Genomic DNA, 23,851 nt, shown 5'->3' with positions numbered 1-23,851 from the left:
TCTATTACCGGGATGCTTCATGCAAAAAGGCTTAGTTGCTACTAATCACAGCACCGCCTTCTCCCAGTAATTTGAGCTTCAATTTACCATTTTTATTGATTTTCATTAGTTTAAGACCGGCTGTTCTGTCTAATTTATCATAAATAAGTGTGATTTCCGCATTTTTAAGCATGGGCAGGTCGAGCTCGAGGCTTCGCTCTTCTTTTTTGCCGTTTGTTACCGCCACATACCATTGCTCTCCGTTTCGTCGTGCGATAGCTGCATAATCACCGGGTTCACCGCCTATATAAACCGTCTCATCCCAGGTTGCGGGAACACCTTTTAAAAAATCGAGTACAAACTTTGGCTGTTCGTCCAGATTATTTGGCGTGAGGCCAAAATGCTGAATGGGTGAAAAATACAGGACACCGGTAGCCAGTTCAAAAGCTTCAGTGGTTCTACGAATGGAACCGCCCTGTTGATCTTTGGTTAAACGTTTATTGAGAAAAACGGGACCAAAATCCATCGCTCCCACGGTATTCCGAATAAATGGATGCAGGGTGCTTTTATACGCGTGCCGGTCTGAAGCTTCCTGAGTAAAAATGAGGTTTTCGGAAGCCAGCACCGCTTCTGAAGACATATAATTGGGGTAAATACGCTCCCAGCCACGCGGTAAAGTACAGCCGTGAAAAACCACACCCAAACCGTAATTATTGGCATCGTTAAGAATGTCTTCATACAGCTGCATGGTGGTTTGCTTATCACCTCCAAAGAAATCAACCTTAATTCCCTTAACCCCTATTTCCTGCATCCAGGCCATCTCGCGCTGACGCTTGTAAGCGGTGTTCATAAAATCCTGCGGGGTTTGGGGCGCATTGCTCCAGTAGCCGTTTGAATTGTACCAAAGCAAGACTGAAACATTTTTAGAGCGGGCATAATCTACCAGTTCTTTCATTTTATCCCGGCCAATATTGGCATCCCACCAGTTATCGATGAGCACGTATTCAAAATTCAAAGCAGCCGAAAGATCAATAAACTTAATTTGATCTTCGTAGTTGATGCTGCCATCCTGCCAAACAATCCAGCTCCAGGTTGCCCTTCCGGTTTGGTAGTCTGTCGAGGCTTCGTATTTTGGTTTTACCAAATCAAAAGCTACGGTCGATTCTACGATAGGCTTCAAGGTTTTACCCAGGGTAATGGTACGCCAGGGCGTTTGAGCCGGCATCGCCAGCGCCGCATACGTAGCGCCAATGCTATTATTCTCTCCTTCCTGCGGAAACAATAATGGAAACAGCCCGTCAGTAGCTGATTCACCCAATCGCGAACCGGGATAGGTACCATCTACGCCTGTTTCTGAAATGAGTAACCAGCCTTTTTTTTCATTTTTAAAAAGTGCTGGAAACGTATATCCCACCCCATACTGCGAAGCTTCTCCCAGAGGCGCATCAAAGGTATAGCCCTCTTCGTAGGAAGGCTTGGTCTGCTCCCAACCGGTCATTGGCAAAGCCTGAGCGCTTAAAAATGCGGTTGCCTGATCGGGCAGGTTAAACGCAGTAACTTCGTTCAGAATTTTCACCTTGGTATTGAGATCTTTCCCAATTAAATGATAGGAAAAGGCTACGTCACGATCGCTTACCCTAAAAATTACTTTGAGGGTATCTTCATTTGAATTTGTAAACGCAGCGACCAGTTCATTTGCCCGGTATTCAACCTTACTGACTTTAGCTCGATTCAATTCGTAGGACTCCGCAATAGTCTTTGAGGCTGAACTCTCAAAGGTGAGTCCTTCGCTAAAATCACCTATTGAAGTTATTAGACCTAAAGGCGAATCCTCCAGGAAAATATCAGAATCGTGAGCAACGCTGTAAAAGGGTTTTCCATTTTCTAACCTGACCGTAACCGAAATGTGACCGTCCGGCGAACTCACCTTTACAGGAGTTTGCGCCAGGCCTGCATTTACAGCAAACAGACCAAAAATGATTGGTAAAAAAAATGAAAAACCCTTCCTCATAGAAATTCTTATAATAATGAAATGGTGTAACTGTAGCTGTAGTTTCCGTCTTCGAGTCTGTATTCCTTAAATGGATACTGCCCCCAGCTGTTGAGTCCACCAAGACCGCGTTGCTTTAAGTCCACGTGTAAAAACACCTTATCCTGTACCGTAAGGTCTGTAGGATGTCTTTGATCTTTGGTCATACCCGGATCCAGATCTTCGGTAGAAATATTAAGTGCGCTAAAACCAAGCGGCTGTTCGCCCACAATTTTAAGTCCGTTACCGGCATCGTCAGTAAGCGTTAACCAGCGCGTATCAGTGTGATAACCTGATTCCTGGGGGCGTATGTACGTCCACGTAAACTGGTTGGCTACCTTATCTTCATAGGTACCCATAAACGCAGACTCTTTTCGGTCTGAATAATTCTCCCAGGGGCCACGACCGTAATACTCCAGATTGTCGTACTTCCCGTCCAGGATCATACGCATCCCAAAGCGGGGCATTTCGGGTGTTTCTTTAACCGAAGTGTCCAGGCTTGCGTTTACGGTAATTCCATTAACTGCATCAATCAAATACGTCACGGTGTACGGCAAGTCAACCCCGGCAAGCTGGTAGGTGAATGTCACAGGTAAGCCATTATCTTCCTGAGTTCCTACCTCTGCTGAGAGCAGCTGCGGGTTTTGGGTTGCTGTTTTCCATGCCACTAATTTTCTGGGCATTCCGTTACCAAAGTCATTATCGGTAGGAGCTCTCCAGAAATAAGGCTCGGGGAAGGTGTTAAGCACACTGCTTCCGTCTTTAAGCTGATACTGCTCCAATTTACCGGCCTTTAAATTGAGAACACCCTGAGTCTTAGCCGTGCTGAAAACCAAAAGCGAGTCGCCCTGCACCTCATAAACAAGTTTATCTTTGGTCAAAGAACCGGTATTGTCTGCAAAGAAGTCTTTTTCACCCAACTGAAACTGCTCGCAGGCAAGTTCGTAACCCGCAGGAACCAATGCGCTTCCTTCTTTTGTGAAGGCGTGAACACTCAAGAAATACTCTGCGTCATTAGTCTCAGGAAGATTGAAGGCCACAGTCTGAGACGTATTTGGCAGAGCCGAAACTTCAAAGCTTCCGGAATCAATTTGCTCACCATTTTTTAGCAACTTCCACTTGAAGTTGAACGCATCCAGATTGGTGTAGTTGTATTTGTTTTGAACCGTAAGGTTGCTTCCGTCAAAATCAAACTCGATGTTTTGGTATACTTTTTTGACTTCCGCCAGCGAAGGATGCGGCACACGGTCTGCGGTAACTAATCCGTTTGCGTTGAAATTTTCATCGTTTTGCAGATTCTTTCCGCCCAAATCACCACCGTAGGCCCAAAATTCGCGCCCGTCTTCAGTCTCTGCACGTAAGCCCTGATCTACCCAGTCCCAGATAAAACCACCCTGCATATGCGGACTGCTGTCTATAACATCCCAATACGCGCGGAAGTTACCACTGCTGTTTCCCATCGCGTGCGAGTATTCACACATAATAAAGGGGCGGGTAACCGTATTATCTTCGGCATATTTTATCATATAATCCATTCCCGGATACATAGGCGCCACGATATCGGTATTGCGGTTTTGACCGGCCTGTTCAAACGAAACCACGCGGGCGGGGTCTGTTTCTTTTAACCAGTCGTAAGCATCATAAAACACAGGACCGTTACCACACTCATTACCCATAGACCAGATGATTACCGAAGTGTGGTTTTTATTGAGCTCGTACATACGTTTGATGCGGTCTAAATGCGCCGGTGCCCATTCGGGTAAATACGCCGGGTGCTTTGATTTATCAAAATTACCCTGCCATTCTGCGCCCATACCGTGGGTCTCAATATTGGCTTCATCTACAATATAAAAACCAAATTCATCGGCCAGATCGTAAACTTCCTGTCCGTGAGGATAATGACTCATACGTACCGCGTTGATGTTGTTGCGCGCCATCAATTCAAAATCTTTACGCGTCATCGCAAGATCAGGTACGTGACCTTTATCGGGATGGTGCTCGTGCAGGTTTACCCCGTGTACGGTAACGGCTTTTCCGTTTACCAAAAGCTGTGCGTTTTTGATTTCGACTTTACGGAAACCAACACGTCCGGAGGTAGCAACCACGGCATTGCCTTTTTTGTCTTCAAGCTTTAAGGCATAGGTATAGAGATACGGTGTTTCGGCACTCCATAACTTAACCTGAGGAACTTCCCGTGAAAAATCAATGCTTCCCCCCTGTGCAGGCACGGGTTTCTTTTCGGCATAAACCAGATTGCCCTTTGCATCATAAACCGAAACACCTAGACGAGCTTTCTTGATATCTGATTTTCCGAAATTACGAATGTCAACAGCTGCGGAAAATTTTCCGTTTTTATAATTGGAATCGAGATCACCCAAAACCTTTACATCCCAAATGGTAGTTTTAGGCATCGCTTTAAGAGCTACCGAACGCTCAATCCCGCTAAGACGCCAGAAATCCTGATCTTCTAAATAGCTCCCATCGTGCCAGCGCGTAACCTGCACAGCAAGTTGGTTTTCACCGGACTTAATCAGTGTTGTTATATCGAATTCTGCAGGAGTTTTAGAAGCTTTGGTCATCCCGGCTTCCTTTCCGTTTATATAAATACGTGCATAACCAGAGATGGAACCAAAACTCAACAACACCTCTTTATCTTCCCAATTTTCAGGAATATCAAACGTAGTACGGTAAGTGCCCACCGGATTGTAGTCGCCGTTGATTAAAGGCGGATTTTTTTCGAAGGGATAGGCTACGTTAGTGTAAATAGGAATGTCAAATCCTTCGGTCTCCCAATTTGAAGGAACCGTGATCTGATCCCAACCGGCATCGTTAAAATCGGTTTTGTAGAAATCCTGCGGGCGTAGTCCCGGATTCTTAACAATGTTGAATTTCCACTCCCCGTCCAGACTTTTTTGCAAAGCAGACTGGGAATGGTCTAAGGTTAATGCCTGAGACAGATTTTCATATAAATGGAAAGACGCTCGCCCTTCTTCTTTATTTCGGTCTATGACCGTAGGATTCTCCCACTCATTGATTGCCTGCGAAAAACTAGTGTATGCCTGTACTAAGCACACCGATAAAAAAATGACTAGTCTTGATTTGTTGTTAATTTTCATAGGTTTTTATTCTGGTAATGTATTATACTCTAAAATCTTAACAGGTGTAGGCTCATTGTTTTGAAGCCCTTCGCCATCCACCTGATTCACCTGTTGCACAAATAGGTGAAGCTTTCCTGTTTTTTTAAATAATTCTTTGTCAAAATTGGGTTCCCAATCGCCAACAGATGCTGTAGTCATATCAGTAAACTTCCAGGATTCTTCTTTATTTAAATCCCGCGAAGCGAGGACTATTTTTGATCCGCGTTCTGCATCCCGAAAGAGCAGGTAAAGCCTCTTGCCATGAGATTCATCGATAAAAATCTCAGGTCGCGAGATGGGTATTTTTTTTGTTCCGCCACCGCCCAACTGAAAACCCGTTGTTCTGAATGCGGTATTTTCGGTTTGCCATTGACCTTCTTTGAGATAAACAACGTGAAATTGGGTTGCATCTCCCACATTCCAATAATTAGCAATGTAGGGATTGCCCTGGCTGTCAGTAGTCATCGCCGTCTGATTGATCAGCGAACTCTTTTGCGGAATGATCGCTGCATACTCCGCGCTACGCTGTGTAATGGGTAATTCATAAAAGCTCCCGTCTGATTGTTGCCAGGTTTTACCGCCATCTTTTGACTGCGCGTAAGCGATATCGTGATTGGTAGACACGTCCCAGCTTTCGCGCCATACCCAGGAAAGGTGAATGGTACCCTCCTGATCTACATAGGCCTGCCAATAGGCATTACGCTTTTCTTCACCATCTATAAGGTTGCTGTACAACGCAAACCACTTTGCCTCAGCGATATCATAGTGGTTGATAACTAAACTGCCTCTACCCGATTGCCCGGAGCGGTACATAAAGATTAAATCTCCTGAGGGCAAATTGTAGAATTGCGGATAAGAGACTTTATTTTCATCGATACCGGTCATGGGTTGTATTTCAGCAAGTTCAAGACCAAAAGGTTCTAAACTCTTAGCATAACGCAAGGCATTGTCGTGATGATCCCAGCTTACATGCAAATAACCTTTCCCATCAATAGCAATACTAATAGCATTGTGGGCATCTTTTGCATTGCCTGTATATTGCGTTTTATAAACCTCCCATTCGCCACGGGGCAGTTTACGTTTGGCTAGAATTACCCGTGCTTCGGCATCATAATAGGCTGTAAATTGCATATCGGCATAGGTCGTAACCGCATTTTGCCTGAAGATTACTGTATTTACCGAATTGGAAGACCAGCCCTCACCTACAACACTTTCTTTAGCAGCTTGGGCTAAACGAAGACCAGCACAGCTGCCACAAATGGCAAGCACAAGAATTGATGAAATGAGTAATCTGAAATTCATAATAATTTTATAAATGTAAATAAAACATTTATAATTTGAGTTACCTACATATCTATCTTTGATTATAACACCAAGTTTGTTTTTCGAAAACGTAATAGCATTTATAATTGGTTTACAAGTTTCCTGAAAAACAGGTATTTTTAGAGGGTATAAATTGACAAATTAGGGGGGACGGGGTGGTCAAAACCTACAATTATTCAATACAAGCTAACCATTTGCTCTTAAAGCTTGCTATAAGTAAACCCAGCTATATAAATAGCCTTAGTTGATGGGTAAACCATCAGCACGCATTCCTTGAATAATTAAAGTATTTATAATATATGTCATATCCTGACCATCATCTTCGTGCGCTCCGTTTATTCCAAACGGCCAAAAATGTAAACCGTCTCCTTTTATTGCTGTATCCTCATCCTGAGTTAAAAGCTTTAAAATTTGATTTGCTCTTGAGCCCTGATAGATTCCGCCTTTTAGAAGTTCATTCCATTTAGAATGTGTACCTACTCCTACCGTATGAGCCACCTCGTGCAGGGCCGTTCCAGTTTGTTGATAGGATTGATTAGAACCAAAACGAATCCATCCTTCAAAATTAGCATCAGCAGTAGGCACTCCGGGTACATAATTTACCCAAACGTGTTTTTTAATGGACGTAAAATTATTGTAATAATACTGAACCTTTTCGATAGCATTTTTTAACCTGGTAAAAACAGGACTATTTTCATCATATCCATTTATTGTAAATGTAAAATCACCGGAATTAATTGTCTCAAACGATTCAGGTTCACTATAAAAAACGTCATTATTTTCTGTAATAGCATAAGCTTTAAAATAATACGTTGTTTTTTCTTCGAGTTTGGTCATTCTGCTTAAATATTTAGCCTTCACCTCCTCCTGAACAACGACCTGATTACTTTCAACATTTAAATCAGCTGTCGTACCGTAAACTATACCTATCTCTTTAATGTTCGCGTCACCCGTCTCAATCAGAGTGGTTTCTACCCAAATATCATGAACCCCGCTTACCTTAGTTTCACTAATAGCAAACTTAGGTACATCAGCATTAAGGGTTTTAAATGACAATTCATTACCGTAGGCTATTCCCTTAGAATTTGTTGCAAATGCACGGATAAAGTAGGTTGTGTTATCTTCAAGATCAGAAAGGTTAATTTCATACTCACCAGATCCTTTAAATGAATTAGGTGTAGCCCTATTATCTGAATAATCTGGATTAGGTGCCAGAGCATAACATATTCCACGCTCCTTAATTGTACTGCCTCCATCATCTTCAACCCTGGCTGATATTGTAGCCTTATAAGCATCTACATCTGAAACCTCATTAGTTTTAACTGTAGCTAAATTTAGCTCAACGACAGGATCCTCTTTAGGTTCTTCTTTAGCATCTTCCGGTGAGCAACTAAGACTCCACAACAGAATGCTAGTTGAAAAAAATATATATTTTAAATATTTCATTATAGTATGTATTGTATTTATCCTCAGTTTTAAGGTATCTCGTGCTTTGGAAATATGATTTTATAAACTGAATATTTCATCAAATAAAAAGGGAAGATTAAGACCTCTTCCCTTTTAAATAATGTTTTTAGTTCTGTACGACAATATCCCAAGATCTTACGTTGCAAAAACGTCCTGGATCACCAGAAGCCTGAGTGGTAATTTGACCAACAGTGATATCTGTAGATTCATCCTCAATTGTAAACTCTAATCTATAGGTATACTCTGAGCCCAATTCTACATTTATCCTTTTGTAAGCAAGGACCTCCTCTGCACTTGTAACATCTGAAACGTCTGGAAGCGTATTTCCTTTGGCAACTACAAAATACGACCCACCCGCGTCTGTCAACTTATGGTTTGTATCTCTTATCAAGACATTCAATACATAAGTAGCGGGCTGTACTTCGTTTAAGGTTTGGTAGATTTTACCGTTATTAACTGCTGCTGCACCCCAACCGGATTCTATATTAAAAATATTACCATTCCATTCATCCCAGCCACCATAACCACCATGTACCAAAACAGGTTGCGTTGTTGTCCAATCTTCCAAAATACCCCATCTACCAGAACGAGAAGAAGCTTTAAAAGGAATCGCGGCATTAACAAGTATAGGCTTGGCTATTGGAGTGTAGGAAACATAATCTGTTGTAAAAGTATCTATGGCCGTCTCTTCAGGTAAAAAGAGTGTTCGATATTTATAACTTTCTCCAGCTACATAATCTGAAATATTATACTCCTCTGAATCTATTGGAATGAAAATTGACTCCGAAGCCCCATCAATTAAAACTTCTGTTCCAATCACGCCTGTTGTTAGATCCATACTTGCGTAAGAAATAGTTAATGTACCATTAACCAGATCGTTTGCTAGCACCGGTCTGTTGTATAATGTATTTTGATACCGTTCTCCATATACCGCACCAGTTACATTAGATACTAAAGATTTATTACCTGCTGCGTCATACGTACGGATCTGAAAGTTGTAGATGTTCTCCGGAATATCAGCAATCGTGACCTCAAGTGTATCAACACCACCACTGCGTGTTATCGGTACTGAAACAGAATCTCTTCCGTCGTTCCAAAAGACACGAAATTCAGTGATTTTTGGGTCAGCATTAATTATCCCCTGAAGCATAATTCTGTTTTTCCCAGAAAAGGATTTTAACGAATCTACTTTTTCAGTATAATTTATTTCACCTCCATCAGCAAATTTCTTGTAATCGTCATATTCCTGATCTGAACACGACCAAAGAATCATAAAACAGCTTACGACCGCTACGTATATATATAAATGTAAATTTTTCATCTTGCTATTCTATTTAAGATTAAAATTTTGTGTTACCGTATACCTGAAGCTCAGATATACCCATTGAGTATGTACCTGCCCAGTTATCAATCATCTCTATACGGATGTAACGCATAGGACCAGCACTGGGGTCAATATCCCAACTAAAACCGGCATTAGCCGTTGCAAAATCTTCTCCTGTACTCTGTCCATAGGGCAATCCTGATGGTTTTACTTGTTTGTATGTACCTAAAAGAGTCCACTTGTCAAGATCCCCAGTAGTTTCTAATTCTGCAGAACCGTAAATTTTAAATTCTTTCATACAAACGTTGTAATAATAAGCCCTTCCAGTACCATTACCGCTATTGTAATATTCCGGGTAGTCCCATATAACTATTCGACTTAGCTTGGCTAGAACGCCAATATCAAAACTTGTTATGTGCGTATCAGCAATAAAATTACCCTGAGTTAAATAACAGCGAGGCCAGTTAATAAAATCATTATCCCACATTCCGCTCTTTGGAGTGGAATTATGCCCGGGAGCATCATTGGGCAAACGTAAATCTCCATAGCTTGACTTAGGTATTGCCTGCTCAAATAATGGAGTAATTGAGGTTACCAGTGTGTCAGTATAATTGAGCCATCTGTCACGAATGGTAAAGGCAAACTCTCTTGGTATAGTATCATACCCTCTCACTACGCGTCTAATATCATCAGTAGAAGTATAGATGCTATTAGGATCAGCTACATAGTCACCTTCTTCATTTTTGGTAAGTATTAAAATTGCCAGATCCTCCCGTACCGGATTATCAGCGTTCACAAAAATACCTCCAAACGCACTCCCTACACTTAAACTTTCATAGACGTCGAATATTGGAGACTGTAACGGCTTCACGCTAAGCAATACGGGTTCTGATTCAACCTCGCTACGGTTTACAGCAACGACCTCTACATCTACTTCATCATTACCGCTAAACCCCTGTAAAATCATAGAATTAGAATACAAAGATGATTTTACCTCCATTTCTCTTCCTGTGGGAAGCGTATAATTAGCTTTTACGTACAAAAGATCCGGATCTTTGGGAAGTGTAAAAGTCAATTTAACTTCACCTGGTAGATTTTCAATATTAACATTGGATACGGGCGCCGGTGCAGTGCTATTAGATTCCAAAGGAACCTGCTCGACTTCTTCGGAGCAGCTTAGACCTATAGATAAAAGTATAAATAGGACTACTGGTTTTAAAATTAGTGTTCTCATAGTTTCAATTTTTAAATTACCAACCTGGGTTTTGAACCAGATTTGTGTTACGGATTAAAGACGTTTCACTGAGTGGCCAGAAATAATCACGAGGTGAAATAAAATTTTGTAGATGAATGGTGCGTATTTGATAGTAAGATGCTTCATCATCACCTTTAACATTCCAACCCTGCACATTATCATTAAATTCCTGAACCGCGCGTTTCCAGCGAAGAAGATCCCAATAGCGCTGTCCTTCAAAAGCCAATTCTATCATACGCTCCTGTTGTATAATACTTCTCAAGCCTTCTTTAGTTGTTGGCTTATTTGGATTGTTGGAATGTGCTGCCCAGGACTCTACAACACCATCTAAACCAGCACGTTCTCGTATCTGATCTAAGTAGGAATAAACCTCTTGTGAAGGTCCTGACACTTCATTAAGAGCTTCTGCATAGAGCAAATATAAATCTGCAAGACGCATTTCGGGCCAGGCATAGGTCTCAAAGGTTCCACCATCATTACTAAATGTCATTCTCCAATTCACCAGTTTTTTACAGTAATACCCGGTCTCGTTAAAAAAGAATGGATGATCACTTCCTGAATAGTCCCCGAATTTACCTTCTATGTGCCATTTGGTTTCATCTCCCAAAGCATCACGCTTATACCACATACTTCCATCAAAACCAAGGTCTGCGTAAAAACGAGGTTCCCGGTCAAAATTTAATCTTGAAGTGCGATATCCTTCTTCTATATTATAACGCTCATCAGGTTGAGCTTCTCTCAACTCAAGGATATCGTTAAAATCGTAAGCTTTATCTTCCGTGATTGGCACTCCATTATCAGTATAAAATAATTTTGCCATCGTAATTGTAGGTGAAATTACTTTACGTGCCACCCGGGTATTATGACCAACCTCAAGAGGTGCCATTGCACTGGCCTGAAGACCGTCTGCTCCATTTGTAAGACTTTGGGTATTAGGCCAAATAATTTCCAGGCTTTCAGGGTCTGTGATTGCATTACGAATGCTCAACTTGGTAACAGTAGTATCTGTAAGATCAAATCCCGTTAAAGCCTCATTGAACTCATACAATCTTAGTCCTGCAGCTTCAGCTGCATCAATGGCCTCTTTTGCCGCATCAGCCGCAATTTGCCATTTATTGGCTTCAAAAGTGGTATTATATAATGGTGTACCATCGTTATTGATTACTACCGAAAGATCTGGGTTACCATTGTATAACGGACTTGCGGCAGTTACTAAAACCCGTGCTTTTAATGATCTGGCAATAACCGAAGTAATGCGACCATATTCTGTATTGATATCTGCTATAACCGGTGGTAATACTGCAGCGGCCTCATCCAGAAGTTCAACTATATAATCAATTCCCTCATCATAAGGATCACGCGGCAAATCAAATGCAGGTGTTGGAGCATCTACAGAAACGTTTTCTTTAATAATAGGTATTGCCCCGTAATGGCGCATTAAATAAAAATGATAATAGGCCTTTAAAAACTTAGCTTCTGCAATCCAGCGTTCCCGCTCAGTATCTGTAATATCAGGTACGTTGTTAGGATCAGACATATTCTCAATAAAAATATTACAGTGTCTGATGCCATCCCAGATTTCAGAGCCGTCAAATGGCAAACCTCCCTGATACTCTCCCTGCCATACATTATAATATGGGTTTGCAACACGTTGCCTTCCTAAAGCAATCTCTAATGCAAAGTAATCCCCGTTTTCACGGTTGTCTGGCACCCACATTTCATCGCCGGCAAGAAAGGCCGCGTTTCTACGCAAATCTCCTAACCTTGGCATATATGAGTAACACGTAAACAGATACTTTTCAGCTTCCTGTCTCAAATTAAAAATTTTATCAACAGTAGCCAGACCATCAGGAACTACATCCAGATAATCATCCTGGCAGGCATTATAAATCATCACAAAGGGTAGTGCCAGTACCAGCACTAACTTTCGCTTAAAAGATTTTTTAAATAGTATATTTTTCATATTTAAGTTTTTTTAAAAGTCAAATTGAACACCTAAGTTGTAAGTAGATTGAATAGGATATCCTAAACCATTTCCTCCCATTTCAGGATCCCAAAGCTTAAAGCTGCTCCAAACGGCAAGGTTGATTCCACTCGCATAAACACGTAAAGAGCGTAAGCCTAAGGATTCTGTAAGGCGCTCTGAAGCACGATAGCCAAACTCAAGATTCTTAAGTCTTAAGAAATCATTGTTTTGCAGCCACCAGGATGAACTCTGCACATTATTCTCAATTACTGTTGAGCTTAGGCGAGGCCAAAAAGCATATAGGTCTCTGTTGTCTTCAGACCAGTAGCTGTCTGCAATGATTTTAAGCAAGCCATTTTGTCTACCAGTGTTATCACCCGTACCCAAAACAAATGGTGAAATAGCTCTGGGATCGATTTGAAAAGAGGACCGGGCAGATCCCTGAAAGAAAATACTTAAGTCAAAATCTTTATATCCAACAGTGCCTCCAAAACCATAGATTAATTCAGGTGTAGTTGGTAAACCAATAGGTACGCGGTCTAAAGGTGTAATCACGCCATCGCCATTTACATCACGATACTTAATATCTCCACCGGTATATTGACCAAATTGTGCTGGTGAATTATTTACTTCTTCCTGATCTGTAAATAAACGCTCGGCAAGATACCCGTACATTTGAGATGCATTATTACCTACCTGAGAGAGGTAACTTAAATCATCGGGATAGTTGAGCTCATTAGTCTGTTTAACCTCATTAGTCGCAAAAGTTAACGTAGCTCTTGCCTGTGTCCACCACTCCTGATTTATTTGCCTGTTATAATCTAAAGATAAATCAATACCCTTTGACTCAAGCTCTGCAAAATTTACTTGAGGCTGCGCGGTCAGACCTATTACATCCCCAATTTCTGTACGCCTTTGAAGTATATTTGAACGGTTTTGTTGATAAATCTCTGCAGTAATATTTAAATCTCTCCATAAACCAATGTCTATACCAAAATTGTATTGCTCCGAAATCTCCCAACCAATATTTGGATTTGCATAACGATCTATCGATATACCCGGGCGGTAGTAATTATAATCCTGACCGAACAGAGCTCCAAATCCTCCGTTATTAGCATTTACTCTTGATAAATAAAAGAATCTATCCTCATCTGCATTTCCAATTTCGTCATTTCCGGCCTTACCGTAGGTAAATCGCAATTTGAGATTGGTCACAGTTTCTTTCAATTTTTCAAAAAAAGCTTCATTTGAAACTACATAGCTCACACCAAATGAAGGGAAAAAACCATATCTGTTGCTGCGATCAAAACGCTCTGAACCGTTATACCCAAAGCTAAATTCGGCAATATACCTTCTATCAAAAGCATAGGTAAACCTTCCAGAAAAAGTATGGTTACGATATTGTAACGATTGCTGAAGGTTATCATATTCCGTAGTCTCATAACTTTGTAAAACATTGATTAGAAAACCCGAAACCACATGCTTTTCAGCAAATGTTTTATCATAATTAAGTGTAAACTGGTTGTAAATTCTGGAATTTGAAACATTCCCGCCTCCGGCAAGATTTAAAAATTCAGTTCCGGGGGTGCCTATTGAGGCCTGAGTACCGTCATTTAGTACTCTTAACATTATACTGTTATCAACCGGATTACGGGAAGCCTGATAGTAAAAAGGATTATAGGCTCTACTTATTGAATAGGAATTATAACGTCTTATATAATTCATAGTTCCTAGTTTAAGCCCTTTAGTAATAAAATCAAGTTTTTGATCAATTGCAAGTTGTGCCTGTACCGTTGAGTTCTTGGTAGTACGATACCCTCTAACCATCTCTGCATATGGATTTCTATATAAAGCATTACTTGACAATGACAAGGGAGCATTACCAAATAAAGGATGCTCTGCTATAGGATAAAATTCTGAAGGAAAGATTGCCGGAAATGCTACCGGGTTTGCATTTACCGTTGAAGCAATGATGTCTCCACCTTGAGCGATTGGACCATTATAGTCGTCAAACTGACCATAGATGTTAACCGTTGCAAAAGTTGTAGGTGTCAGGTCTATATCCAATTTACTTCTAAGCGAATAATTTTGGAGTTTAATATTACTGTTAAAATTATTTATGGGATTAACATCCAAAATTCCATTATCCACATTGTAAGTTCCTGAAACATAATAGCGCGCACGTTCTGAACCTCCACTGGCACTAATATTAAAACTTTGGTTAACGGTATAGTCTTTTAGGATTTGATCTATCCAATTATTGCTGGGGTACAAATACGGATTATCTCCTGCTGCAGTACGATCAATTTTAATTTGCGAATAAGGCAATGCCGCCAGAGGATCACGCGTAAGCGCAGCCTCATTTGCCAGATTCATGTAGGTAATATTATCTGCAAACTGAAAATTATCGGTATTAGTTGAAATTCGCGATGCTGCACGTGCACTAAATTTTGCCTTACCGGCTTTACCACTTTTTGTGGTAATGAGAATCACGCCATTTGCACCACGCGCTCCATAAACTGAAGCAGCTGCCGCATCTTTTAAGACTGAAAAGGTGTCTATGTCGTCTGGTTGCAAACGAGCAAGATCAGTGGGCGTAGATTCAATATTATCAATTAATATTAGGGGATTACGCTTACCACTCCCAAAAGTACTCAAACCCCGAATAAAGAAGTCAGAGTTATCTGCCCCCGGCTCACCAGACCGCTGAAAAGAAATCATTCCCGGTACGCGACCCGCGATCATATTAGTAAGGTTATTGGTAGGTCCTTTTAGTTCTGCGGGGTTGATAGTTGCAATAGAACTTACCTGACTTTCTTTAAGCTGCTTACCTCCAAAGGCTATTACAACGGTTTCTTCCAATGATTCTGAGCTAAGACTCAGAGTTACATCAATACTTTCCTGGTCTGAAACCAATACTTCCTTCGTTTCAAAACCTACGAATGAAAAAACCAGGGTAGCCCCCGGAGCGACCCGTATAGAATAATTTCCATCAAAATCTGTAGCAGTACCATTATTAGTTCCTTTTTCAACAACCGTAACCCCGATAAGAGGTTGATTGTTATCACTGTCGTCATATACAGTACCGGTAACCACTTTCTGCAACGCCACGTTTTCAGAATTATCAAGTCTTAAGGCATATGTATTTAGACTCAATGTGCAACTCAAAACCAGCAGCATCAAAGAATAGGCTCTTTTAATATTAAGAATATTATGTTTCATAATTATTGTTCTAATCTTAAGGTAGTTTTTATCAATAGTTTCATAGTTTACAGTTGGGTTGCTTTAAAAGGCAAAGACTTAAGTCGTCTGGTTTGATCATAGTTTAATAGTTTTAATTATTGATTACTGGTTTACGATATCGATTGAGGTATCGCATTTTATTTTCCACCTAATTCATTTTCAGTTGAATAGCTTTTTTCGTTAAAATTCCATTCATCAGTCCATTTAATTTCAGGGTTTCCTTCATTATTTATAATTACTGGCAACCACACATACCTTCCATCCTGATGATTTTTGGGGTTCCAGCGATCAGCCATAAAAATGAAAGTATCTTTTCTATCTTCTACAGGCAACACATAAGTGCTTTGCGAATTAAATGTAACTTCAGCCCCTTTTCCTTTTGACGGGTTGCCAAGACTTTGCCAGGGACCAAGCATTGATCTTGCCCGGAAAGAACGGGCAGAGTTAGGATCCCAACCAGTCAAGCCCGAAGTAATCATATAATAATAATCGCCATTTTTAAAGACAGCAGGAGCCTCGTTTTGTCCACCAGGCTGCACCCGAACCCAGGTGTCAGTAAAGTCTAGGTAATCTTCTGTCAAAAGTGATATATGCAGCGTTTGATTCTCTTCTGAAGAGTGTATGTGATACGCTTTCCCGTCGTCATCCACAAAAACAGTCATATCTCTTGACATTTGCCCTTCTTCAAAGTCTCTGCGAACGTATAGACCATCTACAAGAGCTTCTGACCATTTTTTTGTCCACCACTTATAGGAAGATTCTTTAGAGTTTGTCTTTTTCTGGTGAGAATTAAAATTTTGTGGCCACACACCTGCATTCGGTCTGTACGATTTTAAATACCTGAAAGGTCCAACGGGTGAATCACTGACTGCCACCCCTGTTCTCGCTGCCTCGTATCCTTTTCCTTTAAGTTCAAGATGAAACCACAGCACATATTTTCCGGTTTTCTCATTATAAACAACTTTAGGTCTCTCAATGACCGAGCCTCTAGTAATTTCAGAAGATGCCTCTTTACTCACTTCAAGGGCAACACCTTCATTTTTCCAATTGAGGAGATCTTTTGAGCTATAAACGTGAACACCTACTTCAGCCAAACTATTGCGACTCTTGTGCTCGCCATACCAGTAGTAAACCCCTTTCTCGTAGTAAAAACCAGCCCCATGAGCATTTATAGTATCTCCTTGCATATCATACCATACCTTTCCGGGAAGAAAAGAGGTATTCCTAATATTTTGCTGGGCATTAGTCAATGCGCTAATTGCAAAAGCTACCAATAGGAAATAAAGATTAATAAGACGCATTTAGGATATTATTTCTAACATGATTGTTTAAGACTTGCATGAGACTTTCGCTTTTTTAATAAATCTTTAGCAATTTTACATTTACAAGTTTCCCAATATTATGTGAAGTGATACGGGGGTGGCTGGGGAAATCTTAGGGGGTATACCGTTCAAAAACCCACCATAACAACGGTTTATCAAACTAATGTCTTATTTTTAATAACAATTCACAATTTAGAAGTCATTAAGATGTTAACTAAAAATTCTGTTAAGACATTATTTATATTTCAATTGTTTGGTTTGATCCTATTTGGTCAAAATCAAACAACTAAACAGGAACGTTTATCCAATAAGCTAACCTTTTATACTATTGATACAGACCTCGGTCTATCAAACAATCAGGTCAAATCTATTGAAGAGGACAAACTTGGTTTTATATGGGTGGGGACATCAGACGGCATTAACAGATATGACGGGAATCAATTTAAAGTATTCAGACAGGAAACTTCTAATCTAACTAACAACTATATTCAACAAATAAGGAGGTGTGAAAATGGTTCGCTATTTGTTGCAACAGATGGTGGGCTAAATATTTTTAATCCGCGTACCGAAGAATTTTCATTTTTCCAATCCGATCTCGCTTATATATCAAATAGCATTAATTCAGTATTACAACTTAAGGACCACAAATTGCTTGTTGGAGCCTATGATGAAGGATTACATATCTTTAAAAACAATAAAAGTGTTGGTTTTTATTCCCATCAGTCAGAGCATTTAAATTCGCTTTCATCAAACAAAATATCATGTTTAACAAATCAAAATGACAGTATAGTCTGGATAGGAACTTTTGATAACGGTTTAAATAAACTTAATATCAAAAGAAAAGAAGTTATTCGCTATCCCTATAAAAACAAAGATGAAGCCATTATAAATGCGGTTTTAGTTGATCAAAAGAATAATGTATGGGTAGGAACGCACTCGGGACTTAAAGTATTTACGGCTACTGGAAAAGAATTTCATTTAGGCCAACAAAAGACAACAAGAGGGTTGAGTGACGATGTAGTTCTATCTCTCGAAGAAGATGATTTTGGTCAAATCTGGATTGGAACTCAATACGGTGGCTTAAATATTTTAGACCGTGAAAGTCTTTTTGATAATCCTGAAAAACCCTCCATTAAATGGTATCTACCTAAAGAAAATAACTCGAGTGTCTCTGACGCAACAATATCAGCGCTTTATAAGGATTCTTCGGGCAATATGTGGATTGGAACCAGTGCCGGTTTAAATTTTGTTGATCCAAGCGGTGAGGCATTGACTTTAATAAGCAATGATTTGTATAACTCTGAACGAATTGCGCATAACCGTGTATTTGCAATTGAAGAATTATCTGAAAACAAACTTATTTTGGGTACTGACGGTGGAGGCATTGACCTATATGATCTCAAAAGCGGAAATTTTGACTACGGAGTTTACTCCTCGAGCAACAAACTTTCTACAAACTATATAAATACTATTTATAAAGACAGCAAAGATAGATTATGGATCGGCACTTATAAGGGTGGTATTACCTGTGTTAATTTGAAAACTCAAAAATGGTCTTATTATTTGCAAGGAAGTATAGGCAAGGGAAGTGATATAAGATCAATATTTGAGAACAAAGAGGGACAACTTTGGGTTGGCACAAACCGCGATGGCTTTTTTAAATATTCCGAAAGTAAAAAAGACTTTATCAATGAAGAGGCTTTGGAGAAAGCCTTTGGAAAGATTGATGTGCGTGATATTACAGAGGATTCAAAAGGAACTTTATGGTTAGCAACTTATGGTAATGGTATTCTAAGTTATGATCTGGAAGATCAAAGTGCTTATTCCTATCACACCAATAACCTTGAAAATTTACGTGGTAACGTTGTTTACAGTATTACTGTTTTAAAAACCGGAGAAGTCGTAGCGGGAACCAAACACGGAGGACTAATTCGCTTCAGTCCTAATTCGACAAAAGCAATAAGTATTACAGAGACACAGGGATTGAGCAACAATACTATAAATAGCATAATTAATTGGGATGATAATTATCTCTGGTTAGCTACCGATAAGGGAATCAATAAATACAATGTTAAAACCAATACTATTGAAACTATAAACTTGCCCAAAAGTTTTCAAATAACGGAATTCAATCTCGGCGCAATTTTAAAATCATCCTCTAACAAACTCTTTCTGGGAAGTAATAGAGGGATATTTGAGTTTAATCCTGAAGCTTTAGATCAAACTAGTTCTGCAGGGGCAATTGTTCTGGAAGACCTATTAATTTTTAATGAGTCTGTACCCATATCAGGAGAGGGTGACAAAGGAATTTTGAGCAGTTCTATGCTGTATAAAAAGCAAATAAATATTCCATATGACAAGACAATATTTTCGATTGATTTTACAAGCCTTAGCTTTCCTTTTTCAGAAAATATCACCTACTCCTATATTCTTGAAGGCTTTAACGATAATTGGATTGATCTTAAAAATGCTAATAGGATTAATTTTAGTAATATCCCGCCAGGAAAATATACTTTAAAAATTAAACAGAATAATCTGCCTAATGCCACAGATTTAAAAACTCTAGATATTAATATTTTGCCTCCGTTCTGGCGCACACTACCCGCGTATCTGTTCTATTTAGTTGTGATTATTATACTGGTTATTAGTGGGCTCAAATACTACTCCGAACGCATCCACCTTAAAAACTCGCTGCTCTTTGAACAAAAACAACGCAAACTTGAGCACGAACTCAATGAAGAGCGCATTCGGTTTTACACCGGGTTTTCGCACGAGCTCAAAACCCCACTTACCCTTATTTTAGCTCCGCTCGAAACCTTGCTGGATGAGATTGTTCATAAAAGGCACCGCAAAAGCTTGAAGCTCATACGCCGTAATGCAGATAATCTGCTCAGTTTTATAAATAAACTGTTAGAATTCAGGAAAAGCGAAGAAGGCCTAAGTAAACTGGAAATCAATGAATACAATCTGAGCAAAAACCTATCTCAGTGGCTCTCGGGATACGAACCGGTTGTAAAGAAGAAAAACATCAACCTGATGGTCACCATGCCTCAGAAAACCATAAAGGTATATTGTGATCTTGAGAAAATACACGTGATCGTAAACAATTTGATTTCAAATGCTATAAAATACACGCCCGATGGTGGTAAGATCAATGTCATTCTGGAGGTTGATGAGTCGTATGTCAATATTGTGGTATCAGATACCGGAAGTGGAATCAAAACCAGTGACCTCAACCACATTTTTGAATGGTACTATCAATCTGAGAACAAGTTTAAAAAAGACGGGACAGGTATAGGCCTTGCGCTTTCCAGAAGATTTGCACATCTGCATAAGGGCTTTCTTGAGGTGGAAAGCAAAGCCAATCAGGGCAGCACCTTTACGCTAAAAATACCGAACGACGACACCTTGCTTGATGCCTATCTTCAGCTCGAAGAGCGGCCTCAAATCAATAAAAAAGAGGTTGAAAAACGCATTAGTGATTCAGAGCCTGTTAATCTTGAACCGAAGGCAAACAGCGTTTACCTTAAAGCGGAAAGCTCCCGCAAACTGGTTTTGCTCGTAGACGACAACCCGGATATTCTTGAGTTTTTAGAAAGTGCGCTTGGTTCAGAATACGACCTCATTCAGGCGGAAGATGGCGAGGAAGGTATTAGCCTGGCGGTTAAATATATCCCCGATTTAATCATCAGCGATGTAATGATGCCCGTCAAAAACGGACTCGACCTTTGCCATTTCATCAAAAACAAAAAGGAAACCTCGCATATTCCGGTTATTTTGCTCTCTGCGAAAAGTAACCACGAAACCATCGAAACGGGTTATGACGAGGGAGCTGATGATTACATCGTAAAGCCTTTTAATGTTCAGGTGCTGCGAGCCCGGGTTAAAAACCTGATTGAAAGTCGGGAATTTCTGCTTAAAAAGGTTCAGGACTCCCAATCTCAAGTGCCAGATAATCAGGAGGATTCCAAGATTCTCGAAAACGAAAAGAAATTCCTGGCTGAATTAAAACAACTCATTTTTGAGCAAACCCAGGAAGGGGATCTGAGCGTAGAGACTATTGCAGAACATATTGGGATGAGCAGATCTTCCCTATACCGCAAGGTCAAAGCCATTACCGGTCAAAGCATCAATGAGTACATCAGAGACATCAGGCTTGAGAAAGCGGCTTACCTCATCGAAAAGGAAAATTTTACCGTATCGCAGGCCGCTTACGAAGTTGGTTTTGGCGATGCCAAATACTTCCGGAAAATCTTCAAGGAGAAATTTGGCAGAACACCTTCCGCCTTTAAACAGAATCCGCTTTAAAGTGCTGTTAATAGCACGTATAATTTCTGGATAAAAAAGCCCTCGTTATCAAAGTAACGAGGGCTTTTAAGTAAAGTATTTTTGATGCTCTGTTATCTCGGAAGACTTACCGTCTCAATTCCCTTTAGAGTTGGCTTTACAGGAACTATTGACCCGTCTTCCGTAAAGGTGAGTTTGTCAATAGACACTTCTCTGTTAAAACCTGCCGGACTTCCCATCGCGATCCCCTTAGGACGCGTAAAACGATGGTACACAATATACCAGTCGTCAGTTCCCGGCACATTGATTACCGAATTATGCCCGGTACCGTAAATTTCCTGTTCTTCATCTTTCATAATGACCAGATTGTCATCGGGAATATTTAAAGGTCCTAACGGACTATCGGCAGTGGCATACCGCACCCGGTAATTAGGGCTTCGGGTGTCGTCTTCAGACCACATAAAATAGTATTTTCCGTTTCTAAAGAATACTTCGGTACCCTCACGATAGGTGCCGTCAGGAGTCATTTCGGTGATGGTTTCTTCCTTCATAGAGCGCATATCGTCATTCAGTTCGGCTCCTGCCATATACCCATTTCCCCAATAGAAATAGCTTTTTCCGCTTTGCGGATCGTAAAAAACATCAGGATCTATAATTTGACCTCCTCCCCTTTTGATGGCTTCAGGTTTCTCCCCAACAAAAGCCTCTCCCAGATCGGTATAGGGGCCTGCTGGGTCATCAGCTACAGCCAGACCTATTTGTTGAGCTGCAGAAAAATAGTAGAGATACTGATACTTCCCGTCAATCTTTCGCTCTGCGATACAGGGCGCCCAGGCATTGCGATTCGCCCAGCTCACATCTTTGGTTAAATCGAGGATTACGCCTTCATCCTTCCAGTTTATTAAATCTGTCGATGAAAAAGTCTTGAAGTATTTACCAGACCAGCCGTCAAACCCATCGCTGGTAGGATACAGGTAAAATTTTTGGTCTTTGTTAGAATAAATGATTTCGGGATCTGCGTAGTATCCATCCAAAACAGGGTTTCCGGCTATTTCAGCTTCCACTGCATAGGTTGTTGTAGTACCATCGGGAAGGCTGAGCGTATAGGAAACCGGGGCGTTTTCAAAATTCTGACCGCCCTTCTGTTCTACCTGAACCCCGGGAAATGCTAATAATTTAGGATCGAAATCAGTCAGGCTTGTACCTGGATACACCGGAAGGTAAATCGTCTTATCCGTTGCACCGGCTTTAACATTTTGGTTGCGAACGTTTGAATTTGCTGCGCCTACTAAAAGCGGTAAGTCTTTACACGGAAAAGCCTTGAGTAAACGAGCGGCTTCTGCTTCAGTTACCGGAATTATGGTCCCGTGACGGGGGTGAAAATTCATTGAAATTTCGGCTGCGCCCAAAGCCGTAAAGTTTTTGAGGTCTGTACTCTCTGCAAACTGGTACTCGCCGTCTATGTACATATCATAAAGCAAAATGTACGTATCGCTGTCTATCATTTTAAAAACGGAAGAACCCTCAACGGCCTTTTCGGTTTGGTCTACGTAGCCCTCAACAGGCACATAGCCGCCCGTAAGACTGTCTGATACTGCAACCCGAATCCCTTTGGTCGCTGTGCCTTCAGTTTTGTAGAACATATAAAATTGGCCGTCTTTTTTGATGATATCAGCATCAATACAGGATTTTTCGTCGGGACTGTAAAAAAGCTGTTTGGGAGTGCTTTCCAAAGCCGTAAAATCAGCATTGGCATAGGCATAGTAAATCTTGTCATAGCTACCCGGCTGTAGCATGGAAAAATAAACCATATATTTTCCGGCCTTTTCATCATAAATAGTTTGAGGAGCCCAGGCACGGGTGATGTCTGAAAATTCAGGAAAGACCTCTGCCAGATTGATTTTACTCGATTCCCAGGTAACCAAATCACTGGATTTTGCCAGAATGATTTCGGTATTGCTCCATCCATTTTGGGTTTTAAGATCGGTAAGTACCATATAAAACATACCATCCTCACCACGCAAAATATGCGGATCGCGCACCCCCCCGGTATTGCTTATCGCATCAGTAGCTACAATGGGTTTATCATCATTAAGCGCATAATAATCGAGGCCATTGCGACTTAAGGCATAATGCACAGCCTCTTCACCGGGGCCATTACCTGTAAAGTAAACAAAAAGGTAAGCCGACTTAACCTGGTCATTGACCGACTCATTTATTCCGGAAGTTTTGCAGGAAGTAATGCCGGTTAGAACCAGAAGAAAACTTAGCGTAAATAATCTGAAAGAATTGAAAATCATAATAAAGCGTTTGAATAATGTGCTGAAAAACAAATTAACTAAAAATAAATGTATTTTTTACATTTTAAAATAAAATTTTGCCTTTTCCGCCTGATTACGCCCAAAAAATTAAGGTTCAACGCTTAAAATAAAATCCCAATTTTAAATTTACCAACGTTGTAGTTCGCTCATTTTAAGAGTTTTAAGTTTTATTAACGATTACTCAAGTTACTTCTTTTA

Annotated in this window: 11 protein-coding genes; 1 reads left to right on the top strand and 10 read right to left on the bottom strand. The window is 40.4% G+C overall.

Annotation, left to right across the window (positions count from 1 at the left end):
- Window positions 1–31: 31 nt before the first annotated feature.
- The 9 genes from LLW17_RS10670 to LLW17_RS10630 form a co-directional block, all read right to left on the bottom strand.
- Window positions 32–1,990, bottom strand: a complete 1,959-nt coding sequence (locus LLW17_RS10670; RefSeq protein WP_228230251.1) for a glycoside hydrolase family 97 protein — start codon at window positions 1,988–1,990, stop codon at window positions 32–34.
- An 8-nt stretch (window positions 1,991–1,998) separates the two neighbouring features.
- A complete protein-coding gene (locus LLW17_RS10665; RefSeq protein WP_228230250.1) occupies window positions 1,999–5,124 on the bottom strand; it encodes a glycoside hydrolase family 2 TIM barrel-domain containing protein in 3,126 nt (1,041 codons plus the stop codon).
- 6 nt (window positions 5,125–5,130) lie between these two features.
- On the bottom strand, window positions 5,131–6,447 hold the full coding sequence (locus LLW17_RS10660; protein ID WP_228230249.1) for a BNR repeat-containing protein: 1,317 nt from the start codon (window positions 6,445–6,447) through the stop codon (window positions 5,131–5,133).
- Between the two features lie 261 nt (window positions 6,448–6,708).
- Entirely contained in the window at window positions 6,709–7,914 is a 1,206-nt protein-coding gene (locus LLW17_RS10655) for a hypothetical protein (RefSeq protein ID WP_228230248.1), read from the bottom strand.
- A gap of 127 nt (window positions 7,915–8,041) precedes the next feature.
- On the bottom strand, window positions 8,042–9,256 hold the full coding sequence (locus LLW17_RS10650) for a DUF4998 domain-containing protein (protein WP_228230247.1): 1,215 nt from the start codon (window positions 9,254–9,256) through the stop codon (window positions 8,042–8,044).
- A 19-nt stretch (window positions 9,257–9,275) separates the two neighbouring features.
- Window positions 9,276–10,493: a DUF5000 domain-containing lipoprotein gene (locus LLW17_RS10645; RefSeq protein ID WP_228230246.1), complete on the bottom strand. Its 1,218-nt coding sequence runs from the start codon at window positions 10,491–10,493 to the stop codon at window positions 9,276–9,278.
- A gap of 16 nt (window positions 10,494–10,509) precedes the next feature.
- Entirely contained in the window at window positions 10,510–12,477 is a 1,968-nt protein-coding gene (locus LLW17_RS10640) for a RagB/SusD family nutrient uptake outer membrane protein (protein ID WP_228230245.1), read from the bottom strand.
- Between the two features lie 12 nt (window positions 12,478–12,489).
- Entirely contained in the window at window positions 12,490–15,702 is a 3,213-nt protein-coding gene (locus LLW17_RS10635; protein ID WP_228230244.1) for a SusC/RagA family TonB-linked outer membrane protein, read from the bottom strand.
- 158 nt (window positions 15,703–15,860) lie between these two features.
- A complete protein-coding gene (locus tag LLW17_RS10630) occupies window positions 15,861–17,024 on the bottom strand; it encodes a glycoside hydrolase family 43 protein (protein ID WP_228230243.1) in 1,164 nt (387 codons plus the stop codon).
- A gap of 228 nt (window positions 17,025–17,252) precedes the next feature.
- On the opposite strand from LLW17_RS10630, the gene LLW17_RS10625 reads away from it, so the two are divergent.
- The gene (locus LLW17_RS10625; protein WP_228230242.1) at window positions 17,253–21,353 is read left to right on the top strand and encodes a hybrid sensor histidine kinase/response regulator transcription factor; all 4,101 of its coding nucleotides are present in this window, start codon (window positions 17,253–17,255) and stop codon (window positions 21,351–21,353) included.
- A gap of 92 nt (window positions 21,354–21,445) precedes the next feature.
- On the opposite strand, the gene LLW17_RS10620 is transcribed toward LLW17_RS10625, so the two are convergent.
- A complete protein-coding gene (locus LLW17_RS10620; protein WP_228230241.1) occupies window positions 21,446–23,632 on the bottom strand; it encodes a glycoside hydrolase family 43 protein in 2,187 nt (728 codons plus the stop codon).
- Between the last annotated feature and the right edge of the window lie 219 nt (window positions 23,633–23,851).

The sequence above is a fragment of the Leeuwenhoekiella parthenopeia genome, from assembly GCF_020782115.1.
In the GTDB taxonomy this organism is placed as follows: domain Bacteria; phylum Bacteroidota; class Bacteroidia; order Flavobacteriales; family Flavobacteriaceae; genus Leeuwenhoekiella; species Leeuwenhoekiella parthenopeia.
This window is presented reverse-complemented; position numbering and strand designations above follow the sequence as displayed.